Consider the following 24,006-nt stretch of genomic DNA (forward strand, 5'->3'; position numbering starts at 1 on the left):
AGCCCGCCGAGCCCGCCGAGCCCGCCGGGCCCGGGCGCCCGGCGCGATCAGCCGACATCGAAGAGGTTGCGCAGGCCGAGGCGGTACCGCCACAGGTCGTGCCGCTTGGCGGACTCCATCTCCGGCGCCCGGTACAGCGGCCGGACGGTGCACCGCCGCGCCGTCGAACCGTCGCGGTCCAGCAGGCTGTTGACGGCCGCGCGGGCCGAGGCGTTGGCGCCCTCCATCGTCGCCAGGTCGATGTCGACGGCGACGTAGTCCCCGCTGAGGAAGAAGTTCGGGACGCGCGTGCCCGCGCTCGGCCGGTTGGCGAGGGTCCCGACCGGGTGGATCAACAGCTCGTCCTGGTTGGTGGGCTCCGGGGTGCCGAGGCCGTCCACCCCGGGATCCAGGAACCACGAGTGCAGCTTCGAGTCGGACAGCAGGGTCTTCCCCGTGTCGTTGAGGGAGGCCTTCAGCTGGGCCCACACCTCGCGCGCCACCTCGTCGCGGGTGCACCGCTTGGCCGTCTTCCCGTACAGGATCCCCGGCTTGTCCCACTCCGAGATGTCCACCGACAGGCAGTCGACCGCCGCCCCGTCGCCGTAGTCGGCGGGGAAGTCCCGCGCCGGCCAGTGCTCGGCCTGCTGGATCGCCGTCAACGACCAGGGGGAGTCGACGCAGTTGAGGTGGCCGTGCACCAGCGGGGCCCGTTCGGTCAGGTAGAACTGGATGCCGGTCATCCAGTCGGTCCGGAGCCTGTCGCAGCGCCCCAGCATCGGGTCGGCGGCCCGCAGCCCCGCGCTCCAGGTGCGCCGGGCGTGCTCGACGGGCAGGGCGCTGACGTAGTGGTCGGCGGTCGCGGTCTGCCGGGCGCCGTCCGGGCCCTCGACCGCGACCCCGCTCACCCGGCCGCCCGCGTACTGCACCTCCCGTACGGTCCAGCCGATCCTGAACTCCACCCCGAGGGAGCGCAGATGGGCCTCCCACGGGTCGATCCACGCCTCGTTGGTCGGCAGGTTGAGGATCCGGTCCGGCGGGCCGTCCGCCCCGCGGCCCAGGAGGTTGAAGACGAAGGCCTCGCCGAGGGTGCCGACGGTACGGGTGGAGGCCTCCTCCGCCTTGGTCGCCACGATGTTGCGGGTGACGCCGACCGCCAGGATGCGCTGGTACTCGTACGACATCCGTGCCGCCCGGGTGAACTCCCACCACGGGGTGTGCTCCCACACCTCGGCCCGCCGCTCGTCGCAGCTGGTGAGGAAGACCAGTACGCGGTCGACGAAGTACGCCGTCTCGTGCGGAGGCAGCCTGACCAGGGTCTGCAGGATGCCCGACAGGGCGCGCCGCACCTCCTCGGGCGTGAGCGCGGCGGGGGAGTGGCCGGGCCAGGGGATCGGGCCGCGCAGGTCCTCGCGGCCCCCGGCGCGGGCGAACATCATCTCGGGCGGGGCCACCAGGTTGTCCCACACGCCGTTCGCGTTGCCCGCGAAGGGGATGCGCCGCATGGTGTCGGGCAGGTTGTGGTAGATGCCGGGGATGAAGCGGAAGCCGTGCTCCGCGGGCAGCGGCCTGCGGCCGCCGCGCGCGCTGCCCGGCACGTCCATGCTGCGGGCCTTGCCGCCGAGCGCCCGGCGCTCGTACACGGTGACCGCGTATCCGCGCTCGGCAAGTTCGTGTGCCGCGGTCATCCCCGCGACCCCGCCGCCCAGGACGGCGACGCGCCGGCCGTTCGGGGAGGGCGCCGCGGGCGGGGCCGCGGCGGGCGCGGCGGCCGCCGCCGGAGCCGCCAGGGCCGCCGCGGCCTGGGCCGACAAGGTCGCGGCGCCCGTGCCCGCGATGAACGTACGCCTGGAACTCCCGGTGCCGGCCATGGCGAATGCCCCCTCGTTACTGCTGGTAACAGTCACGTCCGGCGCAGGAGCCTAGGGGGCGTGCGCCGGGGGCGGAAGGTGCAGAAGTACCCGAGCGCACTATGGCGCGAAAGGTTCGATCCGGCGTGCACTGTGGGAACCTTGACTACACGTCACGGGGAAAAGGAGCCGGTGCATGCCGAGTGAACCGCTGTCGCAGAAGGAGATCGAGGACCGGTTGCGGGAACTCCCCGGCTGGGCCTTCGAGGACGACCGGATCATCCGTACCTACCGCCTGGGCACGCACTTCGCGGCGAGCGCCCTGGTCGCCCACATCGCCTCCGTCCAGCAGGAGTTGAACCACCACTCCGATCTGACGCTCGGTTACAACACGGTGCGGCTCTCCGTGAACAGCCACGACGCCGGAGGCGTGGTGACGGAGACCGACTTCGCCCTCGCCGAGCGCGTCGAGTCCCTCGCCCCCTCCCACGGCGCGAGCTGATGACCACCACGCACATACCGACCGCGAAACCGCTGCTCGACTACGACGCCGAGGCCGAGGTCTACGACGCCTCCCGCGGTGGCACCCCGCGCGCCGAGGCCGCCGCGGCGGCCGTCCTCAGCCTCCTCCCGCCCGAGGTGGCCACCCTCCTCGACCTCGGCTGCGGCACGGGCATCGTCACCGCCCGGCTGGGGCGCCCCGGACTGCGCGTCCTGGGCGCCGACGCCTCCCACGGCATGGCCGCCGCGGCGCTGCGCCGCGGCGTCCCCGTGGCCCGCGCCGACGCGGCCCGGCTGCCCGTGCGCTCGGGCTCGCTGGACGCGGTGAGCGCGGTGTGGCTGCTGCACCTGCTGCGGGGGCCGGGGCTGGTGCCCGCGGTGATCGCCGAGGCCGCCCGGGTGCTGCGGCCCGGCGGGGTCCTCGTCACCACCGTGGACAAGGATTGCGCGCACGACGTCGGCAGCGACATCGACGCCGTGTTCGCCGCGCATCTGACCCCCACCCCCTCGGACGCCTCCGGGGAGGTCGAGGCCCACGCCTCCCGGGCGGGCCTGCGCCCCGGAGGCGAGGCCCGTTTCACCGGCCACGGCCAGGGCCGCACCCCCCGCGGCTCCGCCGAGGCGCTGCTCGCGGGGCGGTACGCCTCCCGCATCGTCCCGCGGGGCATCACCGCACGCCAGCTGGCGGCCCGGCTGGAACTGCTGCCCGACCAGGACACCCCGCGCCCGGAACCGACGTACCGCCTGCGGAGCTTCGTACGCACGTGACGCTGCGGAACGGGCCCGGCGCGGAACGGGCCCGGCGGAACGGGCCCGGCGCTGCTGCCGGGCCCGCCGGGCCGGCGCCTACGCCGGTTCCAGCCGCCACCACTGGGACGGGGAATCGGTGTCCTCGACCTGCCGGACCCGGCCCTCAGCGTCGGCCTCCAGCAGCAGGCCGCTGATGCAGGCGATCAGGGACACCACACCGGGAGCGTCGAGGTGCTCCTCGACGATCCACTCCTGCGCGCCGAAGGCGTTGGCACGCCACACCTGCACCCGGGCGCCGCTGTCCGTCGACGCGTTCGCCACGTCCAGGCGCCGCTCGTTGTCCTCGCTCACCACGTGGAAGATCCCGCCGCCGCTGTGCACCGGCGCGATCAGCCACCGGCGGGCGGCCGCCGGAGCGGGCGGCCCGTCCGGGCCGACCCGCACCCGGGAGGCGCCCTCCAGCTGGAGCACCAGCCCGCTGTCCACGTTGCGGATCCGGTAGAGCCCTTCGGGAAGGTTCACGCGCCCGTCCTCACACGTCGAATTCGGCCGGGTCCGGGCCGATCCGGCGGCCCGCCGCGCCCGCGCCCAGGGCGTCCAGCGCGGCCGTCTCGGCGGCGTCCAGCTCGAAGCCGAAGACGTCCAGGTTCTCCCGGATGCGGGCGGGGGTCACCGACTTCGGGATCACGACGTTGCCGTGCTGGAGGTGCCAGCGCAGCACCACCTGCGCGGCGCTGCGGCCGTGCGCCTCGGCGATCGCGGTGACGGCCGGCAGCGTGAGGAGCTCCTTGCCCTGGCCCAGCGGCGACCAGGCCTCGGTGACGATCCCGCGCGCGGCGTGCTCGGCGCGCAGTTCGGCCTGCGGGTGCAGCGGGTGCAGCTCGACCTGGTTGACGGCCGGCACCAGGGAGCTCTCGGCGGCGATCCGGTCCAGGTCCTCGGTGCGGAAGTTGGACACTCCGACCGCCTTGGCGCGGCCGCTCGCCGCGATCTCCTCGAAGGTCTTCCAGATGGTGACGAAGTCGTCGCGCATCGGGCGCGGCCAGTGGATCAGGTACAGGTCGACGTGGTCGAGACCCAGCTTGGCGAGGGAGTCGTCGAAGGCGCGCAGCACCGCGTCGCGGTTCCACGTCTGCTTCGGGCCGTTCCACAGCTTGGTGGTGACGAACAGTTCCTCGCGCGGCAGCCCGGAGGCGGCGACGGCCTTGCCCGTGCCCCGCTCGTTGCCGTAGATCGCGGCCGTGTCGATGCTGCGGTAGCCGGCTTCCAGGGCGGTTCCCACGGCGTGCTCCGCCTCCGCGTCCGGCACCTGCCAGACGCCGAAGCCGAGCTGGGGCATGAGCGTGCCGCTGTTGAGCTTGATGGCCGGGACCTGGTTCACGTCGGGTCGTTCCCTCACGTCGGCGCGTTGCTGCGCGGTGGTACAGCGTCGTACGAGGGGCGACAACCGGCCCCTCGTGCAACGTATTCCCGCCGCGCCGGCCCGCCTCACGCGCTGCCCAGGTACGCCTTCCGCACCAGCGGGTCGGCCCGCACCTCGGCCGGCGTGCCCTCGGCCAGCACCGTCCCGAGGTCCAGTACGACCACGCGCGTACAGAGGTCCATCACGAAGGCCACGTTGTGCTCGACCAGCAGCACCGCGCAGCCGTCCTGCGCCGCCAGCCGCCGCACCACCGCCGCGAGCTGCTCCCGCTCGGGCGCCGACATCCCGGACGCCGGTTCGTCCAGCAGCAGCACCCGCGGCGGATCGGCCACCGCGCGCGCCAGCTCGGCCATCCGGGCCTGCCCGACCGGCAGCCCGCCCGCGTACGCGGTCCCCAGCGCGCCGATCCCGCAGTCGGCCAGCACCCGCTCGCCGCGCACCCTGCGGGCCCGCTCCCGGGCGCGCCGGGACGGGAGGGCGAGCAGGTCGGCGACAGGCCCGCCCCCGCCGCCCCGCCACTCCTGCGCCACCAGCACGTTGTCCGCCACGCTGAGCTGACCGAACAGCTGCTGCCGCTGGAACGTCCGGCGCATGCCGTGCCGGGCCCGCCAGACGGGGGAGCGGCGCGTGATGTCCGCCCCGTCCAGCAGGACCCGCCCCCGCTCCGGCCGGCGGATCCCCGACAGGACGTCGAAGAGCGTGGTCTTCCCGGCCCCGTTGGGTCCGATCAGCCCGCACACCTCGCCCGCCCGGACCCCGAGGTCCACCCCGCCCAGCGCCCGGACGCCGCCGAAGCGCACCCCGACCCCGCCCGCGTGGAGCACGTAGCCGCTCATGTCCCCATCCCCAAGTAGGCCTCGGTGAGCCGGTCGGCCTCCACCTCGTCCCGCGGGCCGCACCAGGAGACCCGGCCCTGGGAGAGGTAGGCCACGGTGTCGGCGACGCCCAGGATCCCGGCGGCCTTCTCCTCCACCAGGAGCAGCGCGGTGCCGGCGTCGCGCAGTTCGGTGAGCAGCGCGTACACCTCCTCCGCCACGCGCGGGGCCAGCCCGAGGGAGGGCTCGTCGGCGATCAGCACCGAAGGCGGCCGCTGCAGCAGCGGAGCCAGGGCCAGCATCTGCTGCTCCCCGCCGGACAGGGCTCCCGCGCTCACCCCGCGGCGCTCGGCGAGCCGGGGGAAGCGGTCGTAGACGGCGGCCCGGGCGTCGGCCTGCGGCAGGTGAAGGGCCAAATTCTCCTCGACGGTGAGCGACGGGAAGATCCCCCGGCCCTCGGGGGCGAGCAGGACCCCGGCCCGCGACCGGCGTACGGGCCCGTCGCCGGTGGCGTCCCGCCCGCGTATCCGCACCTCCCCGCCGGTGACGGGCAGCAGCCCGGCCGCGACCCGGCACGCGGTGCTCTTCCCGGCTCCGTTCGGCCCGAGCACCGCGAGGATCTCCCCGCGCCGCACGACGAGATCGACCCCGTGCAGCACGAGCCCGCCGTCGTACCCGGCCGTGACGCCGCGCAGTTCGAGCGCGGGTCCTTGACCCCCTCCGGCGTGCGCGGCGCGGGGGCCGGGGAGGACTCCCGGTCGGGGAAGGGGCGGGGCGGGGGAGGGCTCCGCAGGGGTCGCGGCGGCGGCGCGCCGCCGCGCCAGCCGTACCGGGACGGCCGCGCAGTACCCGTCGGGGTCGTTGGCGAGGGCCAGGCCGGCCAGGCCGAAGAGGATCACCGGCAGGTGCGCGGACCCGGTCACGTAGTCGGACAGCAGCCGCGGGGCCACGGCGTACACCAGTCCCGCCACCACCGCGTACTGCGGTCGCCGCACGCCCGCCGCCACCACGACCGCCAGCCACACCAGCCCCGTCATCGCCGTGAAGTCCGTCGCCGTGATCCGGGTGTTGTACGAGGCGTACATCACGCCCCCGAAGCCGGCCAGTCCGGCCGACAGGGTGAACAGCAGCAGTTTCGTGCGCAGTACGGACACCCCGGAGGCGACGGCCGCCGCCGGGGCCGACCGCACCGCGAGCATCGCCCGCCCCGACGGCGATGCGCGCAGCGCCGTCAGAGCGGCGGCGACCAGCGCGACCAGCACCACCAGGGCCACCCCCAGGGCCCGGTCGTCGGAGAGGTCCACCGGCCCGACCACCGGCCGCGGAACCGACCAGCCGGTGTCGCCGTTGCGCAGCCACCGCAGCTGGAACAGCACCTGGTCGGCAAGGAACGCCAGGGCCAGCGTGGCCAGCGCCAGCGACCTGCCGCCCAGCCGCAGCGCCGGCAGCGCGACCAGCGCTCCCAGCAGCGCGGCCGCACACGTGCCCACCGCCAGCGCGGCCACGAACGGCCAGCCCCGGCTCATCAGCAGCCCGGCCACGAGAGCGGCCCCCGTCACGAAGGTGCCCTGGGCGAGGGACACCATCGCCCCGAGCCCGGTCACCACCGTGAAGGACATGAACACCAGTGCCACGGCCAGTCCTTGCGCCAGCAGCCCGCTCCAGAAGGGTGTCGTCACGGTGTAGAACGCGGTGCACAGCAGCCCCGCGCCGGCCGCCCACACCCCCCAACGCCGACCCCAGGAGGCCCCGGCCAGGTGGTCCACCGGCGGGGCGTCCACGGCCGCGACCCCGGCGGTCCGCGACCTGCGGGTCAGCACGAGCAGCCCGCCGAACAGGATCAGGAAGGGCACCGCCGTACGGAAGCCGGTGACGGACTCGGCGAAGGACGCGTAGCCGGCCACCAGGTTCTGCAGCACCCCGAGCCCCAGCCCGCCCGCGAAGGCGAGCGGCACGGACGCGAACCGCCCGATGACGGCCGCCGTGGCCGAGACGAACAGGAACAGCGTGAAGTCATGGGCCGACAGCCCCAGCAGCGGGGTCGCCAGCACACCCGCCAGTCCGGCCAGCACCGACGCGATCATCCACGCCACCGACGACAGCCGGTCGGCGCTGATCCCGCGCAGCTCGGTCAGCGAGCGGTTGTCGACGGCCGCCCGCAGCAGCAGCCCGATCCGTGTGTGCCGCAACAGCACCCACAGGGCCACCGCCACCAGCGCGGTGACCACCCAGGTGATCAGCTGGTCGGAGTCGATGCCGACGCCGTCGGTGAGCTGCCAGGACTTCGCCGGGCTCGGCCCCACGCCCGGCAGCCCGAACCGGTTCTCCGCCGGCTTCACCGGGGCGCCCGCGTCCGCGAGCAACTCGACCGCCCACAGGCCGGCGGCGGGCAGTGCCACCAGCAGCCCGATGGTCGCCACGATCTGCGCCGTCTCGCCGACCCGCGCGAGCCGCCGGAACATCAGCCGGTCCAGCCCCCGGCCGAGGCCGGGGGCGAGGACGAACACCACCAGCAGCGCCGCCGGGACCGCCGGCAGGCCCAGCCCGGAGTGCAGTTCGTAGAAGGTGAGCGCACACAGGTAGGCGGTGGCCCCGTGCGCGAAGTTGAACAGCCCGGACGCCGAGTACGAGAGCACCAGCCCGGTGGCGAGCAGCGCGTACAGGGCGCCGGAGACCAGACCGCTCAGGACGAAGACGAGCAGATCCCCCATGTCGCGGCCTACTTGAAGGGGATGGGCTCGTGGCACTTGAACGGGACGGAGACCTCGTACGCGCCGTTCTTCAGCTGTACGAGCGATCCGCAGCCGAAGCTGTCCTTCTGCCCCTTGGGCAGCGAGCGGTCGCCGACGAGCGTGCCGGTGTCGGAGAAGCCCTGCGCGGCGGCCTGGAAGGACTCGACGGTCAGGTCCTTGCCCGCCTTCTGCGCGATGGACAGGAACAGGTCGGCCGACATGTACCCGGTGAGCATGTGCATGTTGAGCGGCACCTCCCTGCCGCCCGCGGCCGCCTTGATGTCGGCCTTGAACCGGTCCATCTTCGGGTCGGCCGACTCGAACGGCTGGAACTGCAGCAGCACGTGGACCCCGTCGAGGGCCTGCCTGGTGGCGTCCTGGGTGACAGCCCGGGGTCGTAGTCGGTGGGGTCGGAGAGCAGCCCCTTGTACCCCCCGCGCTTGAGCGCGGTGAAGAGGCCGATGTTGTTGGGGGTCTGCATGACGGAGACCACCGCGTCCGGGGCCTTGCCGTCGTTGCTGGAGAGGATCTCCTTCACGTACGCGGACCAGTCGCTGGGGACGGCCGTGCCGGGTACGGAGGCCTTGGCGTAGGACACCGTGAAGCCGGCGCCGGCGAAGCCCTGCTGGAAGGTCCGGATGCCGAACTTGCCTGCGTCGCTGTCGTTGGCGATGACCGCGACCGACTTGCCCCGGGCCCCGCCGAGGATCTGGGCGATGCCCTCGGGCCAGGTCTGGTTCAGGGTGCCGCCGGGGGAGGGGACCAGGCAGCCGTTGAAGCCGTAGACGTACTTGGGTCCGCAGAAGGAGGGCAGGGTGCCCCAGCCGAAGGTGGGTACCTTCTCCTGCTCCAGGAAGTCGGCGCCGGAGAAGGTCACGGAGCTCATGGGGGACACCGCGAAGACCTTGTCCTGCTGGACGAGCTTGCGGGCGGCCGCCATGTTCTTCGCGGGGTCCTGGCCGTCGTCCTCCGCGCCCAGGTATTCGATCTTGCGGCCGTTGACTCCGCCCTCGGCGTTGGCCCTCAGGTAGCGCGCCTTCGCGCCGAGGTCGGTGTCCTTCTTGCTGTAGCCGCTGGCGGTGGTCATCGACACGATGCCGCCGACCTTGATCGAGTCGCCGGTCACCCCGCGCGTGCTGCCGGGCGCGTCGCCGGGCCCGCCCGCAGCGGTACCTTTGGTGGAGGCGGAGTTGCAGGCGGAGACGAGCGCGACGGCCGCCGCCGCGGCGGCCAGGGTGCGGATCGGTCGCAACATGTCGGGGATCCCCTCGCGTCGGAATCCCCGCATTCTGTGGGCGACCTGACGGATCGTCAATATCAATGAACCCGGCGAAATGACGGGCCGTCAGGTGCGGCGATTCCCCGCTCCGGATCCGCCGCGCCGGATCCGCCGCTCACGTCTGGTAGAGCGCCGCGACCTCCTCCGCGTACGCCTTCTCGATCGCCCGGCGCTTGAGCTTCAGCGAGGGGGTCAGCAGCCCCCGCTCCTCCGTGAACTGCTCGGCCAGCACTCGGAAGGTGCGGATCGCCTCCGCCTGTGAGACGAGGGTGTTGGCGGCCACCACCGCCCGGCGGACCTCCGCCGTCAGCTCCGGGTCGCTCACCAGGTCCGCCGCCGGCATCTGCGGTCTGCCGCGCATCGACAGCCAGTGCGCTATCCCCTCCATGTCCAGGGTGAGCAGCGCCGCGATGTACGGCCGGTCGTTGCCCACCAGCACGCACTGCGCCACCAGGGGATGCGAACGGACCCGTTCCTCCAGCGCCGCCGGGGCGACGCTCTTGCCGTTGGACGTCACCAGGATGTCCTTCTTGCGCCCGGTGATGACGAGGTACCCGTCCTCGTCCAGCCGCCCCAGGTCCCCGGTCGCCAGCCAGCCGCCCCGCAGCACCGCCTCCGTGGACCGGGGGTCGCCCAGGTACCCGGAGAAGATGTGTCCGCCGTGCAGCCAGACCTCCCCGTCGTCCGCGATGTGCACCGTGCTGCCCGGGATCGGCGGCCCCACCGTCCCGTACTTCGTCGCCTCCGGGGGGTTCGCCGTGGCCGCCGCACAGGACTCGGTCAGCCCGTACCCCTCGAACACCGTGATCCCGGCGCCGTCGAAGAACAGCCCGAGGCGGCGCGACATCGCCGACCCGCCCGACATGGCGTACCGGACCCGCCCGCCCATCGCCTCGCGGACCTTCCCGTACACGAGCTTCTCGAAGAGCTGGTGCTCCATCCGCAGCGTCGCCGAGGGACCCGGTCCGGTGCCGAAGGCCTTCCGCTCGCGCGCCTCCGCGTACCGCACGGCCGTCTCCACCGCCCGGTCGAAGGGTCCCGTACGCCCCTCCGCCTCCGCCTTGCGGCGGGCGGCGGCGAAGACCTTCTCGAAGACGTAGGGGACGCCGAGCACGAAGGTCGGCCGGAACGCCGCGAGGTCCGGCATCAGCTCGGCCGCCGCCAGCACCGGCTGGTGCCCGAGCTTGACCCGCGCGCGGACGGCCGCCACCTCCACCATCCGCCCGAAGACGTGGGCCAGCGGCAGGAAGAGCAGGGTCGACGGCTGGTCGCCCTGCCTGCCCCGGAACACCGACTCCCAGCGGGCCACCAGGGTGTCGGCCTCGTACATGAAGTTGGCGTGTGTCAGCACGCACCCCTTGGGGCGGCCGGTGGTGCCGGAGGTGTAGATGACCGTGGCCGTCGCGTCGGGCGTCACCGCTCCGCGGTGGCGGTGCACGACGTCGTCGGCGACCGAGCGGCCGTCCTCGACGAGGGCGTCCAGGGCCCCGGCGTCCAGCTGCCACAGCCGTCTCAGGTGCGGGAGCCGGTCGATGACCGAACCCACCGTCATGGCCTGGTCCTCGTTCTCCACGACGCAGGCCGTGCAGTCGGTGTCGTAGAGGATCCAGTGCACCTGCTCGGTGGAGGACGTCGGGTAGACGGGGACGGGCTGGGCGCCGATCGCCCACAGGGCGAAGTCGAACAGCGTCCACTCGTACCGGGTGCGTGACATCACGGCCACCCGGTCCCCGAAGCGCACCCCTTGGGCCAGCAGTCCCTTGGCGAGCGCCAGCACCTCGGCCGCCAGCTCGCCGGACGTCACGTCCCGCCACGCCCCGTCGGCCTTCCGGCCCAGGACCACCCGGTCCGGCTCCTCCCGGGCGTGCTGGAAGACGATGTCGGCCAAGCCGCCGACGGGCGCGCCCGTGACGATCGGTGGGACGGTGATCTCACGCAAGGCCCCGCTCCTCTCCGCGCGCCGCGGTGAACGTACCTCAGTGTCAAGGGGGGTAGATCGGCGTTCGGATACCTCCACAAGACCTCCCCAGTGATCACGTCGTTCACGCCGCTGACGTGCGGGTCGGAAGGAAACGGGCGGCACGGCGTACGCCCGGCGGTCACTCCCGTGCGCAGCGTACCGCCCGGGCGGTATGCGGCGGTCGGCCGCCATGGCGGTACGCGTCGGGAGGTGCGCCTGCAGCCGGTGCGCCTGCGGCCGGTGCGCGTTTCGGCGGTGCGCGTTTCGGCGGTGCACGCCCGGGCGGTGCGCGGCGCTCATCCGCTGCGCGTGAGCCGGTCTGCCCCCGAGAGGACCGCCGCCGCCAGCGCCTCGGCCGCGGGCGACGCGCGCGCCCCGCGCACCAGCGCGAACTCCACCGGCCCCAGCTCGGGCAGCCCGCCGACCCTGACCAGGCCCGGCGGGATCAGCCCCCGCGTGTGCGCCATCACGCCCAGCCCGGCCCGGGCGGCCGCGACCAGACCGCTCAGGCTTCCGCTCGTGCACGCGATCCGCCACGCCCGGCCGTCCCGTTCGAGCACCTCCAGGGCCCGCGCCCGCGTGATGCCCGGCGGCGGGAAGACGATCAGCGGAACCGGCCGCTCGGGATCCACCCGCAGCCCCTCCGCGCCGATCCACACCATCCGGTCCCGCCAGACGAGCCGGCCCCGCTCGTCGCCCGGCCCCCGCCGCTTCGCCAGCACCAGGTCCAGGCGCCCCGCGTCCAGCCGTTCGTGCAGCGTGCCCGACAGCTCCACCGACAGTTCGAGGTCCACCTCGGGATGCTCGTGCCGGAAGCCCTCCAGGATCTCCGGGAGCCGCGACAGCACGAAGTCCTCCGAGGCCCCGAACCGCAGCCGCCCCCGCAGCCGCGTCCCCGTGAAGAAGGCCGCCGCCCGCTCGTGCGCCTCCAGGATCGTCCGCGTGAAGCCGAGCATCGCCTCGCCGTCCTCCGTCAGCTCCACGCTGTGCGTGTCCCGCAGGAACAGCGGCCGCCCGGTCGCCTCCTCCAGCCGCCGCACGTGCTGGCTGACCGTGGACTGACGCACGCCGAGACGCACGGCGGCCTGCGTGAAGCTCAGCGTCTGGGCCACCGTGAGGAACGTACGCAGCTGCACCGGGTCGTACATCCCCCCATCGTAGGGCGGCTCATCCCGATCCGTGATGACAGTGAGAGCGGTGTACGGGTTTCCCGATCACCGCCGGGGCCCGACCATGAAGGGACGAAGAGCACCCGGTCACACCCGGGCGGGGTCCCGCCCGTCCCCGACAGCAAGTGAGCACCCTGCGCATGCGCCGCCCGCACCTCCCCGCCCGGCTCCGCCCGGACCCGTACGTCCTGGCCCTGCTCGGTACCGTCGGCCTCGCCGCCCTCCTGCCCGCCCGCGGCGCGGCCGCCACTGCGGCCGGCGCCGCCTCCACCGCGGCCGTGGCCCTCCTCTTCTTCCTCTACGGCGCCCGGCTCTCCGCACGCGAGGCACTCGACGGCCTGCGCCACTGGCGGCTCCACCTCACCGTGCTCACCTGCACCTTCCTGCTCTTCCCGGTCCTCGGCCTCGCCCTGCGCGCCATCGCCCCCGGCCTCCTGCCGCCCCCGCTCCAGAGCGGCCTGCTCTTCCTCTGCCTGGTCCCCTCGACCGTCCAGTCCTCGATCGCCTTCACCTCGATCGCCCGCGGCAACGTCCCCGCCGCCATCTGCGCCGGCTCCTTCTCCAGCCTGGCCGGCATCGTGCTCACCCCGCTGCTCGCGGCCGTCCTGCTCGGCGGCCGCACGGGCGGCTTCTCCTTCGATTCCCTCCTCAAGATCACCCTGCAGCTCCTGCTCCCCTTCCTCCTGGGCCAGGCCCTGCGCCGCTGGGTCGGCGGCTTCCTCACCCGCCACAAGAAGGCCCTCGGACGCGTCGACCGCGGCTCGATCCTCCTCGTCGTCTACACCGCCTTCGGCGCGGGCATGGCCGCCGGCATCTGGCAGCAGGTCAACCCGCTGCGCCTCGGCGCGCTGATGCTCGTGGAGGCCGTGCTCCTCGCGGTCATGCTGCTCGTCACCTGGTACGGCGCGGCCCGCCTCGGCTTCGGCCGCGAGGACCGCATCGCCATCCAGTTCGCCGGGTCGAAGAAGAGCCTGGCCGCCGGACTCCCCATGGCCAGCGTGCTGTTCGGGGCCCAGGCCGGCCTCGCCGTGCTCCCGCTGATGCTCTTCCACCAGATGCAGCTGATGGTCTGCGCCGTCGTCGCCCGCCGCCGCGCCGCGGACCCTCTGCCCGAACTCCCCGCCGACCGTGTGACGGAGGTCTCCCGTACGGCCCAACAGGCCGCGTCCAAGGCGGTGTCCCGCCGCTCCGGCCGCATCAGGGAGAGGTGGATGACGCCGCGGATCGCAAGGCGGACGCGGGAGGCGACGCGGAGCGTCGCCGAGTGAGGGCCACGCCGCGAGGTGCGGCGTCATCCACCGCGAGCCCGGCCTGATCGGCGAGACACCCCCTCGGCCCGGTAACGTGCGGTGGTGACCTGGATACGCCCGCTCGGCGCTCACGCCGAACGCCCCTGCACCCTGGTGGTCTGTCGCGGCTGCTGCTGCGGTGACCCCCGCAAGAACCCCGGCTCCGACCACGCGGGCCAGCTCGCCCGGTTGCGCGAGGCCGCGGTCGCGTCCGGGGGCCGCCTGGCCGTCCGTACGAGCGACTGCCTCGGCCCGTGCGCCCAGGCCAACGTCATCGTGGTCCAGCCCACCACCGAGGCCCGCCGCCGGGGGGCCCGCGCGGTGTGGTTCGGCTGGGCCCTCGACGACACCGCCACCGACGAGATCATCGCGTGGGCCGAATCCGGCGGCCCGGGCACCACCCCGCTCCCGGCCGCCCTGGACCTCCACCGCATCGACCCGCCGGCCCCGAAGCCGGCCGCGGATGCCACGCGCCGCTCCCGCCGGGGGCGCTGACGTGCGCGATCACAACCTCGCCCGCGCGGTCTCCATCGTGCTGTTCGGCCTGCTGTTGCGGCCGGCCCCGGCCTTCGGCCTGTTGGGTGGGAAGTCCTCCCCTCCGCTGGCGGAGGCGGACACGGAGGAAGACGGCAGCGACGTCCGGGCCGCCTTCCTCGGCTATGAGCGTGGTGCGGAGCGGTACCGGCGGACCGCTACAGGGTGATCCGCTCCTCGCCCGCGTAGATGTTCATGTCCGGGCCCCGCAGGAAGCCGACCAGGGTCATGCCCGACTCGAGGGCCAGGTCCACCGCCAGCGAGGACGGGGCGGAGACCGCCGCCAGCACCGGTATGCCCGCCATCACGGCCTTCTGCGCGAGCTCGAAGGACGCCCGGCCCGACACCAGCAGGACCGCGCCCGTCAGCGGAAGCCGCCCCGACTGCAGCGCCCGACCGACGATCTTGTCCACCGCGTTGTGCCGGCCCACGTCCTCGCGCAGGTCGAGCAGTTCGCCCTGGGCCGTGAACAGCCCGGCCGCGTGCAGGCCGCCCGTACGGTCGAAGACCTTCTGGGCAGCGCGCAGCCGGTCCGGCAGACCGGCGAGGACCTCCGCGGGCGCCCGTACCGGGTCGTCGGCGACCCCGGGGAAGCGGCTCGCCGTCCGGACCGCGTCCAGGCTGGCCTTCCCGCACAGACCGCACGACGAGGTGGTGTAGACGTTCCGCTCCAGCGTGATGTCCGGCACCGGGACGCCGGCGGCCAGCTGCACGTTGACGACGTTGTAGGTGTTCGACCCGTCCTCGGTCGCACCCTCGCAGTAGGTGACGGCCCGGACCTCCGACGCCGCGCCCAGTACCCCCTCGCTCACCAGGAAGCCCACCGCGAGGGCGAAATCGTCACCCGGCGTGCGCATCGTGATGGCCAGCGGCTTGCCGTTCAGCCGTATCTCCAGCGGCTCCTCGGCCACCAGTGTGTCCGGGCGGACACCCGCCGCGCCGTTCCGGATCCGGACGACGCGACGGCGCTCGGTGACCCGTCCCATGGTGATCAGCCCACCCCTTCTGTTTTCGCCGATGCCCGACGTACTCATTCTCACGGTTCCGCATCCGACCAGGTCCCGGGCAGGGAGCTCCTCGGGAAGCTCCAAAATCCGGGGCCGTAATCCTGTCGGGTCACACGCACCCGTACCCATCGGTAGCAGGCAAAGCTGGGTGATCCTGACTTCCGTACGAGGGGGGACCCCGCCCATGACCGGTTCACGCGTGGTGGCGCTAGGGCACTACCAGCCCGCGAAAGTGCTCACCAACGAGGACCTCGCGGCCATGGTCGACACCACCGACGAGTGGATCCGGTCCCGCGTCGGCATCCGCACCCGCCACGTCGCGGGCCCGGACGAGCCGGTGGACGAGCTGGCCTACCAGGCGGCCGGAAAGGCGCTGGCCGGCGCCGGCCTGACCCCCGACGACATCGACCTCGTCCTGGTCGCGACCTCCACCGCGATCGACCGTTCGCCCAACATGGCCGCGCGCGTCGCCGCCAAGCTGGGCATGGGCGGCAGCCCCGCCGTCATGGACATCAACGTCGTCTGCTCGGGCTTCACCCACGCCCTGGCCACGGCCGACCACGCCATACGGGCCGGCTCCGCCACCCGTGCGCTGGTCATCGGCGCCGACAAGATGACCGAGATCACCGACTGGGCCGACCGCACCACCTGCGTGCTCACCGGCGACGGTGCGGGCGCGGCCGTCGTCGAGGCCTGCCAGGAGCCCGGCATCGGCCCGGTGCTGTGGGGGTCGGTGCCGGAGATGGGCAACGCGGTCCGTATCGAGGGCTCGCCGCCGGTTTTCGCCCAGGAGGGCCAGTCCGTCTACCGATGGACCACCAGCCGGCTCCCGCCGCTCGCCCGCAAGGTGTGCGAGAAGGCCGGCGTCGCCCCGGAGGACCTGGCCGCGGTCGTCCTCCACCAGGCGAACCTGCGCATCATCGAGCCGCTCGCCGCCAGGATCGGCGCGGTCAACGCCGTCGTCGCCCGTGACGTCGTCGACTCCGGCAACACCTCCGCCGCCAGCATCCCCATGGCCCTGTCGAAGCTGGTCCAGCGGGGCGAGATCCCCTCGGGCGCCCCCGTCCTCCTCTTCGGCTTCGGCGGCAACCTCTCCTACGCCGGCCAGGTCATCAGCTGCCCGTGACGCTCTTCGTGGCCGCTCCCCGCGCCGGCGCGGCGGGGGAGCGGGCGCCCTCGGCGACCACCGCCCAGAACAGCCACCCGACCGCCCGGCGCCGCGGCTGTCCAGCCCGATACCGACATCCGCAAGCCCGACCGGGCCCGTCCGCCCCCTGCCGCGCGCGCCCCCGAGCGCGGCGAGACGGCCCGTCCTGCCGACTGCTCCGGGGCATGCCCGCAGGTCAGCCCGGCGTGGCGGACCACGGCCGGCCCGGATAAGTGGTCGGAGACCCGCCGATCCTTTGCTATTGTTGTCCATGTCGCCGCGGGAAACCGGGGCCGACCACCGGTCCGGGTGGCGGAATGGCAGACGCGCTAGCTTGAGGTGCTAGTGCCCTTTATCGGGCGTGGGGGTTCAAGTCCCCCCTCGGACACCAGCAAGAGCCCCACACATCGTGTGGGGCTCTTCGTGTTGCTCCGGCGAGTACCCCCGCTCACGTACCCAGGACCACCAGTCCTGTGGGGCGGGTCAGGCTGCCCGGGGTGACCGAGGTGAAGGTGTGCGGGAGGGACAGGCGGGGGGCCTCGCCGTCCGGGGCCGCGTCGAAGAGGTAGGCCGCGCCGGCCGTGGTGTCGCTGACCAGGTGCGGGCCCTGGGGCGCGGCCGCGGCCTCCGCGAGCGGGGTACGGAAGAGCTGCCGGAGGTGGCGCAGGGTCTCCGGGGTGACCGGCGCCCGCATCGGCTGGGGCTGGGCCGGGGGCCGGGGTTCGGGCCGGTCGGGTGCGCGGCCGGCCTCGACGGCGGGCGCGGCCGGGGGGTCCGGGGGCACGGCGCCGGTCAGGAGCAGGGCGAGGAGAACCGGTACGGCCTTGCGGCGCAGCGCCTCGGTCGCCGTACGCAGCCGGTGGGCGTGGGTCGCGGGCAGCGACAGCGCGAGACTGCCCGCGGCGCCGCCCATGGCGAGGGGAACGGCCGAGCAGACGACCCCGGGGGAGTATTCGAGCAGGTCGAAGACGGGGGCGCCGGGGGCCACCGCGTCCAGGGCCGTGAACAGGGCCCGGCTGTCGGTGATGGTCTGCGGGGTGAGGCGCGCGGGCCGGTGACGGGCCACGTGGTCGGCGCGGCGGTCGTGGTCGAGCTGCGTCAGCAGGCACTTGCCCACCGCGCTGGCGTGTGCCGCGTCCCGGAAGTCCACCCACTCCCGGACCGGCGGGGTCGCCGGCCCGGCCGCCATCTGCGTGATGTGGACCTCGCCCCCCGCATACCGGCTGAGGTACACGGCAGCGCCCGCACTGTCCCGGGCCAGGGCCAGCGTGCGCTGGAGCTGCCCGGCCAGGCCGTGGCCGCCGGGGCCGGCGAGCCGGTCCAGGGCCGGGCCGCGCCCGTACACCCCCACCCCCAGCCGGTACGCGTACTCCTCCTCGCACAGCATCGCCAGGAGCGGCCGCAGTTGCGCCTCCGCGAGGCCCGACTCCCGTGCGATCTGGGCGGCCCGCACCCCCAGCGGATGCTGCTCCAGAACGCGTACGACGGCCAGTGCGCGGCGGGCCTCCGCCAGCGCCTCGCCCGGACCGCCCTGTACGACGGTCCCGCGGGCCGCGGCCGTCAGCGCGGGATGGCGCAGAGGCCCGGCGCCGGGCCGGGCCGCCGCCGTCGGCCCGACGACCGTGACGGGAGGCGGCGGCAGGAACGCGCCCAGCGCACGCGACAGCCCGGCCCGCGGCAGCGGCACCGGGCCCAGGTCGGGGTCCTCGCGCAGGTCGACGTAGCGCAGGACGGCGGCCTGCGCGCACAGCCGGACCTCGCGCAGGTCCCGTCGGCCGCCCGGCCGGAAGCCGCGGCGGCCCAGCTCGCACGCCCAGTGCCGGGCGTCGTGGTGCTCGCCGCGCCGGGAGTGGTCGAGGAAGAGGCAGTAGGCGGCCGTGGCGGCCTTCGCACTTCCGGACGCGGCGGCGAACTGCCACCAGAACCGGGCGCCTTCGCGCATCCCGGCGAGGTGGAGCAGGCAGCCGAAGACGACGGCGCCGGACAGGTCGGTGCGCATGCCGGTGAAGGAGTCCAGGTGCGACGCTGCATCGGGTTCGCACACGGAGGCCAGGCAGAGCGCCTTGAGGTCGCGACGGGCCCGCTCGGCGTCGAGCGGACGGTCCCGGACCGGGTCGCTCCAGCCGGGGGCCGCGCGGCGCCGGGCGCGGTGCGGGACGGACGGGTGCGGGGTGGCGCGCAGCAGCCGGGCCTCGGCCGCGCCGAGGTCGTAGTGGCGGTAGCGGTCGCGGACGCCCGCCCGGGCGAGGAACTCGGCCAGTGAGCGGGGCGCCGGGTCGCCGTCCGGCCGCTCGAGCCGATCGCGGCGCCTCATGAGCCGGCTGGTTCGGTCGGATCGGCTGCTTCGGCTGCTTCGGCCGGTTCAGACGGATCGGCGGACGTGTCGAGCAGCCGGGCGAGGCGCCGGAGGGCCTGGCCGAGGTAGGAGCGGACCGTGGCCTCGTCCACGCCCATCACGGAGGCCGCCTCACCGGGGGCGCACTGCAGGCCGTACCGAAGGAGCACGGCGTCGCGCTGGCGCTCGGCGAGCCGGGAGACGGCGGAGTAGAAGCGGATGGTGTCGGTCAGCACCTCGTACTGGTCGGCGTGCGCCTCCTTCAGCGCCGCCTCGAAGGCGCTGATGTCCATCGGCTCGGGCTCCTGCCGCCAGGGGTGGCGCCGGTGCTGCCGGTCGACCAGGCAGTGCTTGAGCACGGTCCACGCGTAGGCGTCCAGGCGGTCCATGTGGAGCATGCGCAGCCAGTCGCCCATGATCGAGTCGAAGGTGGCGTCCACCGCCTCCTCGGCCGCCGTGTCCGAGCCCAGCTGCAGATACGCGAAGCGCATGTACGCGGGGCGCCGGTTGGCGTGGAAGGCCCAGTACGACAGGCGTGCCGCCGGGTCCCACTGGCTCATGGGAGTCGGCCGCCGACGCCGGCTCGGCAGTCCCACGGCCCCACCGGACTCCTCCGGTCCGCCATCGCTCACCGTTCCACCTCCGCTCCACCTCGTCCCCTGGTGCGTGCAAGCAGGAAAGCAGCGCGGGCGCACTCGGGGGGCGCAGAGAAGAAACCTGGGAAGCAATGCGTCGCTGATGATCGAACCGTGATCGGTCTCGATCACACAGGGCTCCAGCCAGCACGTATGCATATGCCCCCTGCCGGTGCCGCCGTACCGCGGGTCAGGCGGGTCGCCGACCCGCTGTACCATGGGCCCGATCGCGAGGGCCGTGACGGAGAGGTCACTGTCCTCGCTTTTGCGTTATGCCCACCGAGAACAAATGCGGCGCGTGGCCGATCGGCGGTTCGATACGATGAACCGCACTCACAGTCCGTGACGTCACGTCGTACCGCACATAGGAAATGGAGCATCCGAGGATGGCTCGACACCTGATCACCAGCGCGCTTCCGTACATCAACGGGATCAAGCACCTGGGCAACATGGTCGGGTCGATGCTTCCGGCGGATGTGTACTCCCGGTACCTCCGCCAGCGCGGCCACGACGTCCTCTACATCTGCGCCACCGACGAGCACGGCACCCCCGCCGAGCTCGCCGCCAAGGAGAACGGCGTCCCGGTCGCCGAATTCTGCGCGCAGGCCCACGACGCCCAGAAAGCGGTCTACGACGGCTTCGAGCTGTCCTTCGACTACTTCGGCCGCAGCTCCTCGCCGCAGAACGCCGAGATCACCCAGCACTTCGCGCGCAAGCTCCAGGAGAACGGCTTCATCGAGGAGCGCGCGATCCGGCAGGTCTACTCGCCCGCCGACGGCCGCTTCCTGCCGGACCGCTACGTCGAGGGCACCTGCCCGCACTGCGGCTACGACAAGGCCCGCGGCGACCAGTGCGAGAACTGCACCCGCGTCCTGGACCCCACGGACCTGATCGAGCCGCGCTCGGCCATCTCCGGCTCCACCGAGCTGGAAGTCCGCGAGACCAAGCACCTCTTCCTCCTGCAGTCCAAGCTCCAGCACGAGGTCGAGGCCTGGGTCGCCGAGCACGAGGAGGAGTGGCCGCAGCTGGCCTCCTCGATCGCCCGCAAGTGGCTGACCGAGGGCCTCCACGACCGCGCCATCACCCGCGACCTCGACTGGGGCGTCCCGGTCCCGGCCGACACCTGGCCCGACCTGGCGGCCGAGGGCAAGGTCTTCTACGTCTGGTTCGACGCCCCGATCGAGTACATCGCCTCGACCAAGGAGTGGGCGGACGCCGACCCGGCGAACCGCGACTACAAGTCCTGGTGGTACGAGGCCGAGGACGTCCGCTACACCCAGTTCATGGCCAAGGACAACGTCCCGTTCCACACGGTGATGTTCCCCGCCACCGAGCTGGGCACCCGCGAGCCGTGGAAGAAGGTCGACTACGTCAAGGCCTTCAACTGGCTGACGTACTACGGCGGCAAGTTCTCCACCTCGCAGAAGCGCGGCGTCTTCACCGACCAGGCTCTGGAGATCCTCCCGGCCGACTTCTGGCGCTACTTCCTCATCGCCAACGCCCCCGAGTCCGACGACTCGTCCTTCACGTGGGAGCACTTCGCCGCCACGGTCAACAAGGACCTCGGCGGAACCCTCGGCAACTTCGTCAACCGCGTGCTGACCTTCTCCCGCAAGAAGTTCGGCGACGAGGTCCCGGCCGGCAGCCCCGCGGGAGAGCCCGAGGCGAAGCTCGGCGAGCAGATCGCCGAGCTGCTGGCCGAGTACGAGGGCCACATGGAGACCCTCCAGTACCGCAAGGCCGCGGCCGCGCTGCGCGCGCTGTGGTCCGCCGGCAACGCCTACCTGGACGAGAAGGCCCCCTGGCTGGAGGTCAAGACCGACCTGGACGGCGCCGCGCTCACCCTGCGCACCGCGATGAACCTCATCCACCTCTACTCGGTGGTCTCCGAGCCGTTCATCCCGGCCTCGGCGCGCGCCATGCGCTCGGCGTTCGCGCTCGCCGACGACACGGCGACGTGGGTGACCCCGGAGCAGGCCAGGGCCCTGGACGCGGTCCCGGCCGGAACCCCGTTCACCGTCCCGCCGGTGCTCTTCGCCCGGGTCACCGAGGAGGACCTGGAATCCTACCGCGAGCGTTTCGGTGGCACCGAGGCGGGCTGACACCCGTCCGACCGAAGGGGCGCGCCCACCGGGCCGCGCCCCTTCGGCGTGTCCGCGGACGGGCGTTCAGCCCCCTTTGCGGGTGAAGGTGGCGACGGCCGTGTCGAAGTGGGCGCGGGCTTCGGCGGTCCGTCCGACCGGGGCGGAGACCCAGGCGTCGTAGAGCCGGCCGCCTTCCTCCCAGCAGAGGTCGCGGGTGTGCCGGGGCCCTCGGCCGTGGAGAAGCCGTTCCAGGTGAACAGCCAGACGGCCGCCGCGTGGCCGTTGCGCGTGCTCGTCACGCCCTCGGCGTCACGGTAACCGGGGTTGGTCGTCGGCCCCTGGGAGTGGGAGCGCCGGTGCACGGCGAGGGGGCCGCCCGGCTCGGTGTCCGACACCTTGAGGCAGATGCGGAGCTTTCGTCGGGCGACGTGACGATGCAGGGGCGTTCGCAGTCCTCGACGACGCCGTGCACCACGATGATGTGGGGGTGCTTGAGCTGCGCGGCCGCGCGGGCCTCGCGCAGGGTGCGCTCGCGCCGGAGCCGGGCCCCGTCCGGCGACAGGGCCGCGTCGGGCACCATTTCCTGACGGCGACGGAGCGGCCGAGCAGCTGGTCCGTGGCCCGCCCCACGACACCCGTGCCGCCGCGCCCGAGCCTGGCATCCAGTCGACAACGCCCCGCGACCAGGCGGGCGTTCTCCCCCTCGGTCAGCATGGCGCAATCAAGCCGCATCGCCATCCGGCGCGTGGGCCCGCGCACGGCGGCGTGATCTCCACCGGTCCGCCGCGTGTCGAAGCCGGGCCTTGATCGTTTCTTCAGATGTAGCTCTCATGTCTGCTGGGGAATCGGGAGGACGCGCGGTGACCGCTTGGCAGTACTTCGCCGGGGCGGGGCTGGTGGCTGCGCTCTGTCCGCTCCACGGCCATGTGGCGGTCGCGGCCGACGGCCACGGCCGCGGGGCGCGCGTCGACCTGTGCGTGCCGGCCGGCCAGCCGAAGCGGCCCCACGTACCGCCAGCCGGCCGGCCCTCGGTGCGGGTCGGCGTGCCCGGCGCCGACGGGCCGACGGTGCGCCACCCCGGGCGGATCCCCGACCCCGCCGCCGGGGTGCGGCCCGGGCGGCCCGCGGTGCCGGGGCTGCCCGGGCCGGCGGAGCCGCCGACTGCCGCGGATCCAGCCGGGTCTTCGGCGGAGGCCGCGGCCGCGCGGGCGGAGCCGCTGCCGCCCGCGCCGGGTCCGCAGGGGGCTTCGGGGCCGGCTCCGGCCGAAGCGCCCGCCCCGCCCCGGCCCAGGGCCGCCGCCGCGCCCGTGAGCGCCTTCCACGTGCGCCCGTACCGCTCTGTCGCCCTGCAGCGGCGCGGCCCGGGCGGGATGTCCACGGTGATGCTCATGGTCGTCGTCACCACGCCGGCCGTTCTGGCCGCCGCCGCGCTGCGCCCCCGGGGCAAGGGCCGCCGCTGACCGCCGACCCCCGTCGTCCACCGCTCCGTCCGTCCGCCGATGAGTCCGCCCGTCGATGAGTCCGCCCACCGCCCCGTCCGCCCACCGATCCACACCGGGAGAATCCACGTGTCCGAATGGCTGGTCCTGGCCATTGCCATGGTGCTCGTCTGCGCCCTTGTCCTCGCCTTCACGGCGATCCGGCACCGCCGGGCCGCCGCCGACGAGGACACCAGCGAAACCCCTGATGTCATCGAGTACATGACGATGATGGTGGGCGTGGTCTACGCGATCGTGCTGGGCCTGGCCATCGCGGGCGTATGGGAGGCGCGCGGCGCCGCCGAGGACAGCGTGCGCCGGGAGGCCCAGGCACTGTACGAGGTCACCCAGCGCGCCGACGTCTACCCGGCCGCGGTCCGCGACCGGATCCGCGGCGAGGTGGACGCGTACGTCAACCACACCGTCGCCGTGGACTGGCCGCTGCTGGCCTCCGGCGAGAGCGCGTCGGCCGAGGGCGGCGAGCTGCTCGGCAAGCTCCGTACCTCCGTCACCCACCAGAGCCCGGCCACCGAGCTGCAGGCGCAGGCCTACCAGCCGCTGCTGGACCACATCGCGGCCGCCGACGAGGCCCGCCACTCGCGCACCCAGAGTTCCGAGTCGACGCTGCCGGGTGTGGTGTGGTTCGGGCTGCTGGTCGGCGGGGTGGTCACCGTCGGACTGATCTTCACACTGCAGATCCGGCGCTCCGGGCGGGAACTGCTGCTGGCGGGGCTCTTCAGCGCGCTGATCGTGTTCCTGCTGTTCATGGTGTGGAGCTTCGACGCGCCGTACGGGCGGGACGGGATGGACTCGGCCGGACCGTTCCAGGAGCTGTTCCCGAAGACCGCGGCGGCCGCGGCCCGCTGATCGGGCCGGCGGCCGGGTGGTGGCCGGTGCCCTTCCCCGTCGGGGCCCCGGCCGGCATCCCCTGGGGAGTGTCGTCAAAGTCCCGCCTGCCGGGCGGGCGGCGAGTCCGTAGAAGGTCCTCACCAGCCCTCCGGCGATGCCCCGGCCCTCGTGGCCCGGCTCGACGACCGTG

Annotated in this window: 19 protein-coding genes, 1 tRNA gene and 2 pseudogenes; 10 read left to right on the forward strand and 12 right to left on the reverse strand. The window is 73.6% G+C overall.

What is annotated here, in order from left to right; translation table 11 throughout:
- Nucleotides 1-47: 47 nt before the first annotated feature.
- Nucleotides 48-1,850: a hydroxysqualene dehydroxylase gene (locus AB0F82_RS21305; RefSeq protein WP_362629986.1), complete on the reverse strand. Its 1,803-nt coding sequence runs from the start codon at nt 1,848-1,850 to the stop codon at nt 48-50.
- Nucleotides 1,851-2,025: 175 nt separating this feature from the next.
- On the opposite strand from AB0F82_RS21305, the gene AB0F82_RS21310 reads away from it, so the two are divergent.
- Entirely contained in the window at nt 2,026-2,331 is a 306-nt protein-coding gene (locus AB0F82_RS21310; protein WP_362629989.1) for a 4a-hydroxytetrahydrobiopterin dehydratase, read from the forward strand.
- Nucleotides 2,331-3,098 carry a class I SAM-dependent methyltransferase gene (locus AB0F82_RS21315; protein ID WP_362629992.1) on the forward strand — a complete coding sequence of 256 codons (768 nt, stop codon included), beginning with the start codon at nt 2,331-2,333 and terminating at the stop codon, nt 3,096-3,098. The genes AB0F82_RS21310 and AB0F82_RS21315 overlap by 1 nt, the downstream gene beginning before the upstream one ends.
- Before the next feature lie 78 nt (nt 3,099-3,176).
- On the opposite strand, the gene AB0F82_RS21320 is transcribed toward AB0F82_RS21315, so the two are convergent.
- From AB0F82_RS21320 to AB0F82_RS21355, 8 genes and pseudogenes are all read right to left on the reverse strand, one after another.
- Complete coding sequence (locus AB0F82_RS21320; protein WP_362629995.1) at nt 3,177-3,602, reverse strand: RICIN domain-containing protein; 426 nt, start codon at nt 3,600-3,602, stop codon at nt 3,177-3,179.
- Between the two features lie 10 nt (nt 3,603-3,612).
- Entirely contained in the window at nt 3,613-4,461 is an 849-nt protein-coding gene (locus AB0F82_RS21325; protein ID WP_362629998.1) for an aldo/keto reductase, read from the reverse strand.
- 107 nt (nt 4,462-4,568) lie between these two features.
- Entirely contained in the window at nt 4,569-5,339 is a 771-nt protein-coding gene (locus tag AB0F82_RS21330) for an ABC transporter ATP-binding protein (RefSeq protein WP_362630000.1), read from the reverse strand.
- The gene (locus tag AB0F82_RS21335) at nt 5,336-8,029 is read right to left on the reverse strand and encodes an ABC transporter permease subunit (RefSeq protein WP_362630003.1); all 2,694 of its coding nucleotides are present in this window, start codon (nt 8,027-8,029) and stop codon (nt 5,336-5,338) included. The genes AB0F82_RS21330 and AB0F82_RS21335 overlap by 4 nt, the downstream gene beginning before the upstream one ends.
- 8 nt (nt 8,030-8,037) lie before the next feature.
- Entirely contained in the window at nt 8,038-8,394 is a 357-nt protein-coding gene (locus tag AB0F82_RS21340) for an ABC transporter substrate-binding protein (protein WP_362630006.1), read from the reverse strand.
- A gap of 137 nt (nt 8,395-8,531) precedes the next feature.
- Nucleotides 8,532-9,338 (reverse strand): annotated as a pseudogene (locus AB0F82_RS21345) (ABC transporter substrate-binding protein); the annotation flags it as partial.
- A 106-nt stretch (nt 9,339-9,444) separates the two neighbouring features.
- A complete protein-coding gene (locus AB0F82_RS21350; RefSeq protein ID WP_356815400.1) occupies nt 9,445-11,268 on the reverse strand; it encodes an AMP-dependent synthetase/ligase in 1,824 nt (607 codons plus the stop codon).
- A gap of 317 nt (nt 11,269-11,585) precedes the next feature.
- Nucleotides 11,586-12,437: a LysR substrate-binding domain-containing protein gene (locus AB0F82_RS21355; protein WP_362630009.1), complete on the reverse strand. Its 852-nt coding sequence runs from the start codon at nt 12,435-12,437 to the stop codon at nt 11,586-11,588.
- 161 nt (nt 12,438-12,598) lie between these two features.
- Here AB0F82_RS21355 and AB0F82_RS21360 point away from each other — a divergent pair, with 161 nt between their 5' ends.
- The 3 genes from AB0F82_RS21360 (at nt 12,599) to AB0F82_RS21370 (ending at nt 14,450) form a co-directional block, all read left to right on the forward strand.
- Entirely contained in the window at nt 12,599-13,726 is a 1,128-nt protein-coding gene (locus tag AB0F82_RS21360; protein WP_362630049.1) for a bile acid:sodium symporter family protein, read from the forward strand.
- Nucleotides 13,727-13,810: 84 nt separating this feature from the next.
- Nucleotides 13,811-14,242: a (2Fe-2S) ferredoxin domain-containing protein gene (locus AB0F82_RS21365; protein WP_362630012.1), complete on the forward strand. Its 432-nt coding sequence runs from the start codon at nt 13,811-13,813 to the stop codon at nt 14,240-14,242.
- Between the two features lies 1 nt (nt 14,243).
- On the forward strand, nt 14,244-14,450 hold the full coding sequence (locus AB0F82_RS21370) for a hypothetical protein (RefSeq protein WP_362630015.1): 207 nt from the start codon (nt 14,244-14,246) through the stop codon (nt 14,448-14,450).
- Here the strand turns inward: AB0F82_RS21370 and fdhD are convergent.
- Nucleotides 14,440-15,267, reverse strand: a complete 828-nt coding sequence (fdhD, locus tag AB0F82_RS21375; RefSeq protein WP_362630018.1) for a formate dehydrogenase accessory sulfurtransferase FdhD — start codon at nt 15,265-15,267, stop codon at nt 14,440-14,442. The two genes, AB0F82_RS21370 and fdhD, sit on opposite strands and share 11 nt — an antisense overlap.
- A gap of 205 nt (nt 15,268-15,472) precedes the next feature.
- On the opposite strand from fdhD, the gene AB0F82_RS21380 reads away from it, so the two are divergent.
- Nucleotides 15,473-16,414 carry a beta-ketoacyl-ACP synthase III gene (locus AB0F82_RS21380; RefSeq protein ID WP_362630021.1) on the forward strand — a complete coding sequence of 314 codons (942 nt, stop codon included), beginning with the start codon at nt 15,473-15,475 and terminating at the stop codon, nt 16,412-16,414.
- Between the two features lie 324 nt (nt 16,415-16,738).
- Nucleotides 16,739-16,826 (forward strand) — tRNA-Leu (locus AB0F82_RS21385).
- Nucleotides 16,827-17,228: 402 nt separating this feature from the next.
- Here the strand turns inward: AB0F82_RS21385 and AB0F82_RS38730 are convergent.
- Together AB0F82_RS38730 and AB0F82_RS21395 are read right to left on the reverse strand one after the other, a co-directional pair.
- A pseudogene (locus tag AB0F82_RS38730) lies at nt 17,229-17,948 on the reverse strand (IclR family transcriptional regulator domain-containing protein); the annotation flags it as partial.
- A gap of 797 nt (nt 17,949-18,745) precedes the next feature.
- Entirely contained in the window at nt 18,746-19,330 is a 585-nt protein-coding gene (locus AB0F82_RS21395; RefSeq protein ID WP_362630027.1) for a sigma factor-like helix-turn-helix DNA-binding protein, read from the reverse strand.
- Nucleotides 19,331-19,791: 461 nt separating this feature from the next.
- On the opposite strand from AB0F82_RS21395, the gene metG reads away from it, so the two are divergent.
- The 3 genes from metG (at nt 19,792) to AB0F82_RS21410 (ending at nt 23,834) form a co-directional block, all read left to right on the forward strand.
- Nucleotides 19,792-21,507 (forward strand): methionine--tRNA ligase, encoded by a 1,716-nt coding sequence (gene metG / locus AB0F82_RS21400; RefSeq protein ID WP_362630029.1) that lies wholly within the window; start codon nt 19,792-19,794, stop codon nt 21,505-21,507.
- 842 nt (nt 21,508-22,349) lie between these two features.
- Nucleotides 22,350-22,949: a hypothetical protein gene (locus AB0F82_RS21405; protein WP_362630032.1), complete on the forward strand. Its 600-nt coding sequence runs from the start codon at nt 22,350-22,352 to the stop codon at nt 22,947-22,949.
- 108 nt (nt 22,950-23,057) lie between these two features.
- Complete coding sequence (locus AB0F82_RS21410) at nt 23,058-23,834, forward strand: hypothetical protein (RefSeq protein WP_356811888.1); 777 nt, start codon at nt 23,058-23,060, stop codon at nt 23,832-23,834.
- Nucleotides 23,835-24,006: the final 172 nt, after the last annotated feature.

This window comes from Streptomyces virginiae (genome assembly GCF_040638905.1).
GTDB classification, from domain to species: Bacteria; Actinomycetota; Actinomycetes; order Streptomycetales; family Streptomycetaceae; genus Streptomyces; species Streptomyces virginiae_B.